13 protein-coding genes, 1 tRNA gene and 1 riboswitch are annotated in these 12,550 nt (G+C 42.2%); of the genes, 4 read left to right on the forward strand and 10 right to left on the reverse strand.

Annotated elements, in window-relative coordinates; all coding sequences use genetic code 11:
* Positions 1-30: 30 nt before the first annotated feature.
* A complete protein-coding gene (locus tag CEF17_RS10905) occupies positions 31-954 on the forward strand; it encodes a S66 peptidase family protein (RefSeq protein ID WP_100399549.1) in 924 nt (307 codons plus the stop codon).
* Between the two features lie 13 nt (positions 955-967).
* Here the strand turns inward: CEF17_RS10905 and CEF17_RS10910 are convergent, their stop codons facing one another.
* From CEF17_RS10910 to CEF17_RS21050, 3 genes are all read right to left on the reverse strand, one after another.
* Complete coding sequence (locus CEF17_RS10910) at positions 968-1,534, reverse strand: manganese efflux pump (protein ID WP_100399550.1); 567 nt, start codon at positions 1,532-1,534, stop codon at positions 968-970.
* Between the two features lie 66 nt (positions 1,535-1,600).
* Positions 1,601-2,728, reverse strand: coding sequence for a mechanosensitive ion channel family protein (locus CEF17_RS10915; protein WP_232725491.1), 1,128 nt, complete (start codon positions 2,726-2,728; stop codon positions 1,601-1,603).
* A gap of 255 nt (positions 2,729-2,983) precedes the next feature.
* Positions 2,984-3,118, reverse strand: a complete 135-nt coding sequence (locus CEF17_RS21050) for a hypothetical protein (RefSeq protein ID WP_442857464.1) — start codon at positions 3,116-3,118, stop codon at positions 2,984-2,986.
* On the opposite strand from CEF17_RS21050, the gene CEF17_RS20015 reads away from it, so the two are divergent.
* On the forward strand, positions 3,072-3,233 hold the full coding sequence (locus CEF17_RS20015) for a hypothetical protein (protein WP_442857454.1): 162 nt from the start codon (positions 3,072-3,074) through the stop codon (positions 3,231-3,233). The genes CEF17_RS21050 and CEF17_RS20015 overlap by 47 nt on opposite strands.
* Before the next feature lie 101 nt (positions 3,234-3,334).
* On the opposite strand, the gene CEF17_RS10920 is transcribed toward CEF17_RS20015, so the two are convergent.
* On the reverse strand, positions 3,335-4,483 hold the full coding sequence (locus CEF17_RS10920; RefSeq protein ID WP_100400879.1) for an amidohydrolase: 1,149 nt from the start codon (positions 4,481-4,483) through the stop codon (positions 3,335-3,337).
* Positions 4,484-4,631: 148 nt separating this feature from the next.
* Here CEF17_RS10920 and CEF17_RS10925 point away from each other — a divergent pair.
* Positions 4,632-4,707, forward strand: a tRNA-Val gene (locus CEF17_RS10925).
* 183 nt (positions 4,708-4,890) lie between these two features.
* Here CEF17_RS10925 and CEF17_RS10930 read toward each other — a convergent pair.
* On the reverse strand, positions 4,891-5,430 hold the full coding sequence (locus CEF17_RS10930; protein WP_100399552.1) for a hypothetical protein: 540 nt from the start codon (positions 5,428-5,430) through the stop codon (positions 4,891-4,893).
* 336 nt (positions 5,431-5,766) lie between these two features.
* Here CEF17_RS10930 and glnA point away from each other — a divergent pair, with 336 nt between their 5' ends.
* On the forward strand, positions 5,767-7,122 hold the full coding sequence (gene glnA / locus CEF17_RS10935) for a type I glutamate--ammonia ligase (RefSeq protein WP_100399553.1): 1,356 nt from the start codon (positions 5,767-5,769) through the stop codon (positions 7,120-7,122).
* Between the two features lie 239 nt (positions 7,123-7,361).
* On the opposite strand, the gene CEF17_RS10940 is transcribed toward glnA, so the two are convergent.
* Genes CEF17_RS10940 through CEF17_RS10960 form a run of 5 tightly spaced genes read right to left on the reverse strand, consistent with a single transcriptional unit; the run spans position 7,362 to position 12,145 of the window.
* Positions 7,362-8,144 carry an ABC transporter ATP-binding protein gene (locus CEF17_RS10940; RefSeq protein ID WP_100399554.1) on the reverse strand — a complete coding sequence of 261 codons (783 nt, stop codon included), beginning with the start codon at positions 8,142-8,144 and terminating at the stop codon, positions 7,362-7,364.
* Positions 8,141-8,857, reverse strand: a complete 717-nt coding sequence (locus CEF17_RS10945) for an ATP-binding cassette domain-containing protein (protein ID WP_100399555.1) — start codon at positions 8,855-8,857, stop codon at positions 8,141-8,143. Before CEF17_RS10945 ends, CEF17_RS10940 begins: the two co-directional genes overlap by 4 nt.
* A gap of 7 nt (positions 8,858-8,864) precedes the next feature.
* The gene (locus tag CEF17_RS10950; RefSeq protein WP_232725492.1) at positions 8,865-9,689 is read right to left on the reverse strand and encodes an ABC transporter permease; all 825 of its coding nucleotides are present in this window, start codon (positions 9,687-9,689) and stop codon (positions 8,865-8,867) included.
* Positions 9,690-9,704: 15 nt separating this feature from the next.
* Entirely contained in the window at positions 9,705-10,637 is a 933-nt protein-coding gene (gene nikB / locus CEF17_RS10955) for a nickel ABC transporter permease (protein ID WP_100399556.1), read from the reverse strand.
* Positions 10,634-12,145: an ABC transporter substrate-binding protein gene (locus tag CEF17_RS10960; RefSeq protein ID WP_100399557.1), complete on the reverse strand. Its 1,512-nt coding sequence runs from the start codon at positions 12,143-12,145 to the stop codon at positions 10,634-10,636. Before CEF17_RS10960 ends, nikB begins: the two co-directional genes overlap by 4 nt.
* Positions 12,146-12,306: 161 nt before the next feature.
* A riboswitch (cobalamin riboswitch) is annotated at positions 12,307-12,517 on the reverse strand.
* Positions 12,518-12,550 lie beyond the last annotated feature (33 nt).

The following is a 12,550-nucleotide window of genomic DNA, read 5'->3' on the forward strand; positions in this document are numbered from 1 at the left end:
TCATCACGGGTCATGGGAAGGAGTATTCAAATGGCAATCAGACCTCCCCTTCTACAAGCGGGTGACACAATCGGTCTTGTCACCCTAGGCAGCCCTCAGGATGCTGCTTTAACGAATGAACGAGCACAGTTTCTCACAGATATGGGTTTTAACGTTCTCTTTGGACAATATGTCTATAGCTTTGAAGGGATCACCGCTGCTCCTGCTGAAGCACGAGCCGAAGACCTCATGAACATGTTTGCTAATCCAGAGGTGGATATGATCCTCCCTACAAGAGGAACGACTGGCGTACAGACAATTCTTCCTTTTCTCGACTATAACTTTATAGCAAATAACCCCAAAATTTTAAGCGGCTATAGTGATATAACGGTTTTGCTGAATGCCTTGTATCAATTCAGCAATCTCGTTACCTTCCATAGCCTGCTCCTTATTGATTTTCGCCCGGGCACTCCAGCCTATAATTATGATCAATTTTTTGAGGCCGTTTCTACTCTTACAGCTCCAAGATCAATCATAAATCCTCCGGGCATGCCGCTGACCAGCCTTATACCCGGGAATGTAACAGGACCAATGGTTGGTGGAAATTTAACCTCGATTGTCAACACTCTTGGTACCCCTTATGAAATAGATACCAGCGGCAAAATTTTATTTCTGGAAGAAATAAATTCTCCTACCACTATCGTTTTTCGGCACCTCATTCAACTTGCGATGGCAGGTAAATTTAACGACTGTTTAGGAATTGTAATGGGAGAATGCACAAACTGCCCGGTTTCCTATGGAGAGACCTACAATGATTTAATTACCAGCATCATCGCTCCGTACGGAAAACCATTAATGACCAACCTAGCTACAGCTCATGGTACGTATAAAGCGGCCATACCAGTTGGAGCCACAGTAAATCTTAATACCATAAATAACACTCTAACCGTTATCGAGCCCTCAGTTTCTATCTAGGAAAGCCGAACTTCTATGAGACAAATTGGTACACTCCGAGGCCGATTAGAAGTATTCCTGGCAAAAAGCTCAGCCGCTTCATCCATTTGATTCGAATGAGGAAAAAACCAGCTTTTTCACCTAGTACAAAAAACAATACACTGCATACCGCCACAACTGCTGAAGTCAGCAGCAATGAATATTCAAAAATAGCCGCCGTAATTCCTGCCCCCAATGCATCAAGAGATAATGCAAAGGCCAAAAAAAGTCCTTCCTTCCAATCAGATAATTGGTGTTCTGGTGCTTCACTTTCACCTTTTGTATGCTCGTTGGCATGACTCCTGTATACGTCACGAAGACTAAATAGACCAATCACAATAAATAACAGACCGCTCAGCATGGAAATGCCTCTATCGGGAAGCAGCATACGAAGCCCTTCACCAAATATGCCAGCTGTCAAACAGGCTCCAAAAGCCATAAGGCCGATGGTCCCGAGAAAATACGGCGGGATGTGCAGTTTCCTTATGCCATAAGCTGTGCCAACGGTAAAGTTGTCCAAAGAGACAGCTATCGCCAGCATGATAATTGAAAGTAAAGCCATGGGAAACGTTCGACTCCTGTCTGTAAATGATGATCGCAGAAAAAACCCGGTGCTGTCACCGGGTTTTTACCTGTCTGATGTATAAATTTCAGTGTTATTTTTATTGTGTAAAAGGAGTTTCTCATCTTCTTCACTGCTAATATAAAGATTTTGGCTGGGCAGTGCAATTTCTACTCCTTCTTCTTTTAGTATATCCATAATCTTATAGTTGACTTCTTCTTTAACATTATACCAGTCTACCCATCCGGTAGGAATGGTATAGAAATAGATAAAGATATTTAAAGAAGACTGTCCGAAATCACTAAAGCGGACTAAAATCAGATCATTATCTATTTGTGGGTGAGCCTGAAGGTAATTGTCAATTCTAGCCACACAATTTTGCAGTCTTCCTTTTGGAGTAGAATACTTTACTCCAATTGTGAAATCAATACGCCGAACCTCCATCTCGTTCCAGTTGGTAATAGGTTCATGGGCAAGAGTGGAGTTTGGAACAGTAACAAGAGAATCTTCAAAGGTTCGTACCTTGGTACTTCGGAACGATATATCCTCGATAAAGCCTTCGACGGTTGGTGTTTGAATCCAATCGCCCTTTTTAAATGGACGCTCGGTAATAATTATGATACCGCCAAAGAAGTTTCCAATGGTATCTTGAGCAGCAAGAGCAAAGGCAAGCCCTCCAAGACCAAGACCGGCAATAAAGCCGTTAATATCGTAATCCAGCTCAAAGGCCACGACAGTAAGTGTCAAGGCAATAATGATAAAACGAAAGAGCTTGGACAGGAAGGGCACCATCATACTATCTTCGCCCACATCAATTTTCTTTGCCATATTTGTAAACAAATACGACTTGGTTGAAAAATAATTATACAGTCCCCATCCGATCGTGACGATCACTAAACAACGGTAAATGGTAGTTACGGTTTCCATTAAGCCTGGTGATAGAGGAAGATATATCAAAGCTACATATATCCCTAGCACAGAAAAGAAAAAGCGCAGCGGTTTTTCATAGGATAATAGTAAATTTGTAAATAACGGCGTCGGCGTTTTGCTGAAGAGCTTGATAATCAAACGAAATAAGTATTTAGTAAATAAATCCCTAAATAAATAGATAAGAACAAAGATTAACACAGCAATCCCAATATCTACCCATGGGAGATTTATAAAAAACGATTGTATATCATTCCATACATTCACTGGTGTTCCTCCTATTTCCATTCAGTGATTCCTGTAAGCATAGTATATCGTATCATGCTTATTTAAGCTTTGCTAACCCACAATTTTACTATTTCTGATATATCATGAGCCCGTTCTCCCTTTCCCGTTATTTATTGCAGGTAATCTCTGGCCAGGAGCAGTGGTTTCAGATTGTTACAACAGACTGATACCCACTTCAATTTTCCTAATCGAAAATGATTACATATAACTAACAAAAAGAGTTCTCTCATCTTGTTAATAGTCTTTTTTTGACATTCTATAGGTATGAGTGAGTGGAACCGTTCTATCCGCTGCATTGATTCTCGCTGGAACATTTGCTTCCATGATCCCCTCTGGAGTGCTGACGCTTCTGCAAATTAGTGTTCTCACAATTACCGGACTCCTCTTTTACTCACTGGTTACCCTGCAGCTCTTCGTACCGGCCAGCCTTTCCCTGCTTGGCCGTTATGTTTGGTGGCCTTCACGAAAATATAAAGAAGAATAATTATGTAATAAAAAACAGCGAACCCAGAAGCGGGTCGCTGTTTTTTGTTATGCGGAACATCATATATTTTTTGAATTTAAAATAAGTAAGTATTCTTTTTTTTAGGTTCGCTGATACACTTTTTCTCCATTAATGAAGGTCGCTTCTACCTGACTCATGTAATGAAAAGGATGATTGCTCCAAATAACAAAGTCTGCATCCTTCCCAGCCTCAAGTGAACCTACCCGATCTTCAATTCCAAGGTGTCTTGCCGCATTTGTTGTGATGCTTTGAAACACTTTTTCTTCAGAGAGGCCTGTTCCCGCTGCTTTGGCCGCTGAAGTAATCAAATATTCGATGTTTACAACTGGATGGTCCGTTGTAATAGAATAGCAGATACCATGTTTATCAAGCTCAGATAACGTATGCCAGCCTTTATCTGCAAGTTCCACTTTTGATTTTGAAGACATTGTCGGACCGACAGATACCATTACTTCATGCTCGGCAATATAGTCAGCAATCTTGTGGCCATCAGTACAGTGCTCAAGAGTAAGGCTAATATCAAATTCCTTTGCTAAACGGAGTACTGTGACAATATCATCTGCCCTATGAGCATGAACCCGAAGAGGGATTTCTTTCTTGAGGACTTTTGCCAGCTGCTCCATCCCAAGGTTGCGCTCCCTTACTTCACTTTTATCCTGTTTGCGAATATAATTATCCGCCTGAATAAATGCTTCTCTGAAGGCTGCAGCAATTCCCATTCGTGTTACAGGCTTTTTGCCATGGGAGCCATAGACAGTTTTTGGGTTTTCCCCAAACGCAGCTTTCATTCCGGAAGGACTTTGGATGACCATTTTATCTACAATCGTTCCTGCCGTCTTTAACGTACACATCTCACCGCCAATGACATTGGCACTTCCGGGCATCACCTGCACAGTGGTCACACCGCTTTGTCTTGCCTGCTCAAACCCTTCTTCTAACGGATTAATCCCATCGATAGCACGCACCGCCGGTGTCACAGGATCGCTTGTTTCATTAAAGTCCGCTCCCGGCTTTCCTACTCCTTCTTCATGCACTCCCAGGTGTGTATGTACATCTATTAAGCCTGGTGTTATGTAACGTCCGTTCAGATCAACTCTTTCATAGTCAGCAGGAATTTCTGCTGATGAAATTATACCCTGGACCATTTCTCCATTAACAATTAGTGTATCTTTTCCCTCCACTGTTCCTTCACCATTTATAATGACAGCATTGGTATACGCCGTTTTCATGAAATCACGCCTTTCTTTTCGGAATGTGTTTCGTTCTTCTAAATAGATATTATACACACCTCTTCTTTTTTCTTATGAAAAAGTTATTACATATTGACAACAATTAAGGAACATTGTAAATTATAATAGTCACAGATATTCCTAACACGTTCCGTTAGCTCAGTTGGGAGAGCGCCACCTTGACAGGGTGGAGGTCACTGGTTCGAGACCAGTACGGGACACCATACATAAACTACTCAACCCCTTGGATTCCAAGGGGGTTTTTTATGGTTAACACTAAGCTGTGTTATCTAGGACTTCCTCGCACCATTGTAAAAAATGGCTATCATGATCCAGTAAACAGTCGTTCGTTAAAAGAAACAGTTATTACGTTTCTCAATGAAAAAAGACAGGTTTCCCCTGTCTCTTCAACCTGTATTCTCTTCTTTTTCAATAACCTGCATGGCTATTTTCCGTTCCGCTTTAAAGAACATTTTTTGTATCCTTTTATCTACCATTTCCCGAATTCTCATAAGGTTCCCTTCTCCTTTAAGAATGGTGTGAAAGATTAATAACGTCTCATCATCTTCTTCATCAATATCCAGCATAAGCATTTGGAATTCACCCGAATGCTGCACCTGCTCTGATACTTCCTGGACAGTCTGTGAAATATTAATCGGTCCATCCCAATCCTTTTTGCGGAAAGTTTCTTCATACACCACGTATAAACTTCTCGCTTTTTTATAAAAGTATAAAGAATCTGCTTTTTGAATGGTTGTGCTGTCGGCAGGATAAATCCACTCAAAACCAATTTGGTCTGGTAAGTCAACCACTTCTATATATTCATGCTTTCCTGCCTCCAGACAAAAGACAGGTAAGATCTGCTTTCCTGTGACATCAGGCCTTTCTGGTCCTTTTTTTAAGGACCCGCCATGTAAATACACTTCACCATTAATGACTTGGAACATATACGCCACCTCCTGCCTACAGCTCTTCCCAAACAATCAGTTTTTATACTATATCCTCTTGAAAGCCAGGAGCCAGGAACAGTTATTTGTAATATCCCAGTTGACGAAATGGACGAGGGGAGAATCCCCTTGCTGAACATCACCGGGCGACTTTCATGGACCCTTTCTTTCTCACGAAACATTCTTTCCCCAGGCAGCCTGAACCAACTAAAATGAAAAACCTATGTTAGATTATCTTACAATGTCATTGCAAACACTTTCCATAGTCTTTAAGATTACATATAACAGCCGATGTTAATTAAGTTTACATTATATGTGAAAGGATAGTGTTATAAAATGAGTATTGTTTTAACACAAGAACCAACAGTAGCAGCAATTAAAGAGACAATTGAAAAGAAAAATGTAGATCTTTTGCACTTGCAATTTGTGGATATCGAAGGGTCTTTAAAAAACGTAACAGTAACTGCGGAAAAAATTGATGACGTAGTAGAAGGAAAAACAATGTTTGATGGCTCATCAATCACTGGTTTTTCTACGATAAATAAATCTGACCTTTATTTGCAGCCTGACTTAAATACCTTTGCGGTGTTACCATGGTCGGAACAGGAAGGATATTCAGAAGCACGCTTTTTGTGCAGCATCACGAATCCGGACGGATCTGATTTTGAGGGAGACCCAAGAAATGTATTAAAAAAAACAGTAGAACGAGCTGCTGATAGTGGTTACTCGATCAGTGTCGGGCCGGAATTGGAGTTCTTCCTGTTTGAAACTGACGAAAGAGGACTTCCAACAATGCAGACCCAGGACGTTGGCGGCTATTTTGAGCCTTCCCCTTTTGATGAGGGAGAAAAAGTACGTCTTCAAATTTATCGTACACTAAAACAAATGGATTTTACAATTGAAGCTTCTCATCATGAAGTAGCTGAAGGACAGCACGAAATTAACTTTAAATATGCTGATGCTCTTGGCTCAGCAGATGCAGCAACTACATACAAATGGGTGGTAAAAACAGTTGCTAAGCAGTTTGGTTATCATGCATCCTTTATGCCAAAGCCAATTGGCGGGGCAAACGGAAACGGAATGCATATAAACCTCTCTCTCTTTGATATAGAAAAGAGCGAAAATGCATTTTATGATGCTCAAGCTGAGCAAGGGCTCTCTGAAACGGCTTATCAATTCATTGGCGGATTAATCCATAATGTAAAAAATTTCGCGGCTATCACTAACCCTCTTGTAAACTCTTATAAGCGACTTGTTCCTGGTTATGAAGCGCCTTGCTATATCGCCTGGTCTGCTTCCAATCGCTCTGCCCTTGTACGCATCCCTGCAACCCGCGGAGCTGGAACACGGGTAGAAATCCGTTGCCCGGACCCTTCAGCAAACCCGTATCTTGCTTTTGCAGTGGTAGCCTCTGCTGGTTTAGACGGAGTCGAGCAAGAGCTCAGCCCAGGGGAAGAAACCGTTGACGATATTTTCAGCATGACTGAACAGGAACTTTCAGAGCGAGGGATTGACAACTTGCCAACAAACCTTGAATCTGCCCTTCTTGCCCTAGAAGAAGGAGAAATCGGCAAAAATACATTAGGTGAGCATGTTTTCAACGAATATTTACAGTTAAAACATGATGAATGGAATGATTTCCGGACTACGGTTCATGATTGGGAGATCAGCAAATACCAAGCTAAGTTTTAATGTGATTACTATAAAACAACCATGGCCCGTAAGAAGCCATGGTTGTTTTAGTATTATCATACTTTGCAGCAAAAGGTCTATATAGCTATATCATAATGTAAGTTTTGACGAAAAGAGCTTATCTTGTCGTATTTCTAAAAACGCATACAGAATGAATGATTGAATAAGTGATTCTTGGCTTTAAAACCTGGCTCTGGAAGAATGCTGCCAGTACTCCGCTTTATTCCGAGTTAGGCATTTCAAACGGACTCTGCAACTTCCACGGTTTCCAGCAGCAATCTAGAGTAAGGATGATTCAGCTCACTGACGTTCCACCTTTCGAAGATATCGACAATTTCCCCTTGATACATGACTGCTGTTCGATGACAAACCCCTTTTATCGTTTCTAAATCATGAGTGATGAACACATAGGCCACCTTCTCTGTTTTCTGAATACAAGCCAGGCTGTTTAAAATGAATTGCCTGGCTCTTGGATCGATACTGGCAAGGGATTCATCGAAAATGATAATATCAGGTTGAACAGCTAGGGACCGTGCGATGCACACCCTTTGCTTTTGTCCTCCGCTTAACTCATGAGGATACCGGTTCAGCAGATCTTTAGAGATGCCAACCATTTCTGCAAAATAGAACCACTTTGATTCCCATTGCTTCTTATCCTTAGGGTAAAAATTATAAAGAGGCTCTTGAATGATTTCTCGAATACTCATTTTCGGATGAAGGACGGAGTGAGAATCCTGCAGAACGAGCTGGATATGTTTAAACACATTTCTATCTTTCATCTGTTGAATAGAATAGCCCCCCAGGCGTATATCGCCTGCCGTTACAGGTTCTAGATTCATAATAAGCTTTGCCAGAGTGCTTTTACCGCTGCCGTTTTCCCCGACAATCCCCAGCGATTCTCCTCTATTCAATTGGAGGGATACTTGTTTGACTGCGTCAAATCGTTCTCCCCTCTCCCAGAATCGTTTTTTTCCCGAAAGCGGGTATTCCTTCGTCACTTGATCAAGTTCCAACAGACTCATAAAGCAACCTCTCCTGAACACATTTCAATGACACGATCAGCATATCTCTTTACACTCTTTCGATCATGGGAAATCAGCAAAATAGCTAATGAGTAGTCTTGCTGCAGCTTTTTCATAAGTGTGAGTATCTTTTCACGGTTAATAGCATCAAGCGCTGTAGTCGGTTCATCTGCAATCAGAAGTTTCGGCTCTAAACTAAGCATCATGGCCAAAAGAACACGTTGTCTCATCCCTCCGCTTAACTCAAATGGGTAGGCTCGTAATATATAATCTGGTTGGGTAAACCCCACTTCCTTAAGAAGTGTATGAAGTCGGCGTATGAGGTCTTTTTTCTTCCAGTTGCGATTTTGGTTGAGAGTTTCCACCATTTGTTGTTTAATAGTGCGCAGTGGATTAAGAGCATTTAGTGAATCCTGTATTAAAAGCGAAATTTCACACCGTCGTAGTTTCTGCCACTGTTTTTCACTAAATGATACTACATTATTCTGCTGATATATGATCTCTCCTTCCGTCACTCTCAACTCTTTCCCAAGAAGGCCGACGATCGATTGTGCAGTCAAGCTTTTTCCGCACCCGCTTGGTCCTGTAAGTGCAACTAGCTCGCCAGTGCGGACTTGAAAAGATATCTCCCTCACTAGAGGTTGGAAACTCCCATTTTTATAATGTGAAACCTCCACATTGTTTACTCGCAGAAGTTCATGGCTATCAGACATACGTTAACTACCCCTCTTTCATCCCTGATTCACTAAACCGATCACTAAAAAGTTGGCAGATAAGAACAAACAACACAACTGCTATTCCTGGAAAAATCATGAGGTGAGGTGCTACCTGAAAGTAGGCGGTTGCATCCTTCAGCATCACACCCCACTCAGGAATCGGCGGCTGAACACCGACCCCTAAAAATGAAAGCCCTGCAACCAGAAGCACGATTCGACCTAAATCAAGAGCAGCAAACACAAGTACTCTAGAGCTGATTTGAGGCAGGATGTAGCGGAAAAGGACGCGCAAAAGAGAGTTCCCCATCATACGTGAATACAGGATGTAATCTTCTCTTTCTTCTTTTAGTACCAAGCTGCGGATAAAGCGAACATATTCAGCCCATCGCACCATTACAATGGCAATAACCATATTCATCAAACTTGGTCCCAGCATCCCAATAATTGCAAGAGTTAACACAAAATCAGGCACTGCTAAAATACCATCTATCAACCGCATAAACATATGATCCGTCTTCCCTCGTATGTAGCCTGTCACAAGTGCAATGGGCAAACTGACGGTGATCGTGAAAAACATGATACAAAAAGAAGCAATGACTGTTACGCGTATTCCATAAATAATGCGGGAAAGCACGCAACGCCCAAGATGATCTGTTCCAAACGGGTAGGCCAGGTTAGGTGACATCAAGCGATTTGTCGTATCCACCGCAAGAGGATCGTGAGGAGCGATACCAGGTGCAAACAGGCCAGCTAATAAGATGAAAATAATCCCAGTGACCCCGACCCACGTGCTGCCCTTAAGGTCTGGCATTCGCCATTGATAAAGCATCCTGTATCCCCCTTGCTATGTTCGTAGACGCGGATCAATCAGAAAAAAGATTAAATCTACTAGAATATGAATAGTAACAAACAAAACTGAAGCAAAAATAACATATCCCTGGATTACTGGGTAATCTCTCGCATTGATGGCTTGAATGATATAGTTTCCGAGCCCTGGCCAGTCAAAAATCCTTTCAACGATGATACTTCCTCCTACCATGAAGGCAAAACTTGTTCCAAGCATCGTCACCACAGGCATACTCGCATGTCGTAATACTTGTGTCACGTGAATACGTGTTGTTGATAAACCTCGAGCTTTTGAAGCTTTGATGAAATTTTGGTCCAACATTTCCAGCATGTTTTTTCGAAGTACCCGGGCATACACTGCCCCAATCCCCAATCCAAGCGTAAAAGACGGCAAGACGAGGTGCTCCCATCCCCCTCTTCCCATCGTTGGAAACCAACCAAGTTTCACAGAAAAAAAATAAATCATCAGTAAAGCAAGCCAGAAGGAAGGAATGGCAGCTCCGAAAAGAGCCATCGTTCTTCCCATCCACTCTATCCAGCCGCTTGAAAAAACAGCAGTCAGCATTCCGAGCCCTAACGTAACGACCAGCGCAACCAACAAGCCTCCTACCGCCAATTCTAATGTTGCGGGGAATCTGCTAAGCAACTCCGTCAGAACCGGGTTCTGTGACACGTACGAGTCTCCCCATTGCCATGTAAGAGCATCTAGGAGCCATTGGCTATACTGTACCCATAAAGGCTTTGTCAACCCGAGTTCCTCTCTTAATGCATGCAATGCTGTTTCTGATACAGGCATGTCATTGGTATGAAGTAAAATGTAAGCAGGGTCGCCAGGTGTGAATCTCAACAAAAGAAACGTCAGCGTTGATACTGTCATCACAACAATCAAAAGATGAACCAGCCGTTCTCCTAAAAAGGTAATAAATCTCATGACTCCATTTCAATTGAAGAATGAATGTAATAGTATTCAATCGGGTGCGGTATAAACCCTTCTACACCACTTTTGGCCGCAAAAACTGTCTCTGGATAAACAATAAAAGACTGTGGAAGATCCTCATTCAACTTCTCCTGCATTTGCACAGCCAAATCGTGACGTTCTTCAATGTCTGTCGTACGATTAAGATTCTCAATCATTTGGTCCATCTCATCTGATTTATAGCTGCTTACGTTGGACGGGCTGGATGAGTGGTAAAAAATGTTCAGGAAATACTGAGGGTCACCTGTGTGAGCAGTCAACATGCTGTACATGCTGAAATCCCATTCTTCTGTAGTAAGAGCTTCATCAATGTTTTCCACCTGTCTTAGATGAACTGTAATCCCCTCGTTCAACAGTTCGCTTTGGATAATTTCACCCATAACCGTTAGTTCAGGCCGTTGTGGGAAAGTGAGCATTGTCAATTCCACAGGCTCTCCATCTTTTTCCCACAAGCCAGATTCTTCATTCTTTGACCAACCTGATTCCTCCATTAGATCTTTTACAGGTATTGTTTCTTCCTCAACTCCTACCTCGCCAAACAGCAATACATCAGAAAATGGGCTATAGGCCACTGTACCCTGGTCCATCATAACGGACCTTACAATCTCTTCTTTTGGAATGGATGCTTCTACGGCCTTTCGGTGAAGCAATTCTTTAAAGAACGGAGACTCCATGTTATAAAGCAGCATATGAGTTCGGAGCGATGGCGCGGTATGTACTTCTATTGCTGAATCATTCTCCAGCACAGGAATGTTATCCATTGGAATATCGGCAGCTGCATCCACTTCTCCGGATTGTAAAGCCATTAAGCGCGTTTCTCCCTCTGAAATATAACGAATTTCTATTTCGGGTAATTTTGCATGTTCGCCCCAGTACTCATCAAAACGCTCAACAATCAATGACTCATCGATGTTAAACTCTTTTACCTTGAATGCGCCAGTAAGCGTAGGAAAAGAAGCTTCATCTCCCTCGACAGAAACATCAGCGATGATTGTTGAGGGGTCTGCCAAGTGGGGAATTAAAGCAGCATTCGGCTCGTTTGTCACCATCTTCAGTGTATATTCATCCACGATTTCAATGGTTTCTAGTTGAAGCAAGTCAGCCGCTCTCTGGTTTACTTCAAGGGAATGTTCCAGTGAAGCCTTCACGTGTTCTGCATTCATTTCCTTTCCATTATGAAAAGTGACATTTTCCTGCAAATCGAAGATCCACGTATTGTCGTCTTCTTGTTTCCATTCTTTTGCCAGCCACGGTAACGGTTCAAGATTTTCATCTAAACCAACAAGTGTTTCCGCAATTCCAGCTCGCATAACTTCCCAGTTCTCACTCCCATGAGGATCCAAATTTGCAGGGCTCCAAGGAAATGCTACTGTGAATCTATTATCTTCTGCCGTCGTGTTCTGGCAAGCCGCTAATAACAGCAAACTAATTACTATAAAAAAGAAAGTCAAATGTTTTCTCATAAAATTCCCCCTTATTAAACAAAAAAAGCACTTCTATCCCCGACACAGGGGTTAGAAATGCTTGTCTTCAACATTGAGCACAGTTTCGTTAAGAGTCACACGTTCTCAACAAACGCCGTACTGACGCATACTAACCACCTCCCTATCCTCCCGTAGGTCTAACAGTGATGTTGAAATAGGCAGGTCTCCTGACTTAGGGTACTCCCTTTCAAACCTTCCCAGGCAAAGTGCCCAGTGGTATTTCTGAAAGGAGTCAACATCATAGCTGACACCCAGTACAGTGGCGGGTCCGTGCCGGATTCTAACCGACTTCCCTTTTAAGCAGATTCAACGACTCTGGTCGTCTCTTGCACCTATTTCCGTACACTATTCACTTAAAAAATCGACAACAAAAACTATAAAACT

Origin of the sequence: Bacillus sp. FJAT-44742 (assembly GCF_002797315.1) — a bacterium.
In the GTDB taxonomy this organism is placed as follows: Bacteria; Bacillota; Bacilli; order Bacillales; family Marinococcaceae; genus Thalassorhabdus; species Thalassorhabdus alkalitolerans.

Bases quoted from the DNA above. Each gene is read 5' to 3' on its own strand.
- CEF17_RS10905 (WP_100399549.1), top strand. From the start codon at position 31: ATGGCAATCAGACCTCCCCTTCTACAAGCGGGTGACACAATCGGTCTT.
- CEF17_RS10910 (WP_100399550.1), bottom strand. From the start codon at position 1,534: ATGGCTTTACTTTCAATTATCATGCTGGCGATAGCTGTCTCTTTGGAC.
- CEF17_RS20015 (WP_442857454.1), top strand. From the start codon at position 3,072: ATGATCCCCTCTGGAGTGCTGACGCTTCTGCAAATTAGTGTTCTCACA.
- CEF17_RS10920 (WP_100400879.1), bottom strand. From the start codon at position 4,483: ATGAAAACGGCGTATACCAATGCTGTCATTATAAATGGTGAAGGAACA.
- CEF17_RS10930 (WP_100399552.1), bottom strand. From the start codon at position 5,430: ATGTTCCAAGTCATTAATGGTGAAGTGTATTTACATGGCGGGTCCTTA.
- glnA (WP_100399553.1), top strand. From the start codon at position 5,767: ATGAGTATTGTTTTAACACAAGAACCAACAGTAGCAGCAATTAAAGAG.
- CEF17_RS10940 (WP_100399554.1), bottom strand. From the start codon at position 8,144: ATGAGTCTGTTGGAACTTGATCAAGTGACGAAGGAATACCCGCTTTCG.
- CEF17_RS10945 (WP_100399555.1), bottom strand. From the start codon at position 8,857: ATGTCTGATAGCCATGAACTTCTGCGAGTAAACAATGTGGAGGTTTCA.
- CEF17_RS10950 (WP_232725492.1), bottom strand. From the start codon at position 9,689: ATGCTTTATCAATGGCGAATGCCAGACCTTAAGGGCAGCACGTGGGTC.
- nikB (WP_100399556.1), bottom strand. From the start codon at position 10,637: ATGAGATTTATTACCTTTTTAGGAGAACGGCTGGTTCATCTTTTGATT.
- CEF17_RS10960 (WP_100399557.1), bottom strand. From the start codon at position 12,145: ATGAGAAAACATTTGACTTTCTTTTTTATAGTAATTAGTTTGCTGTTA.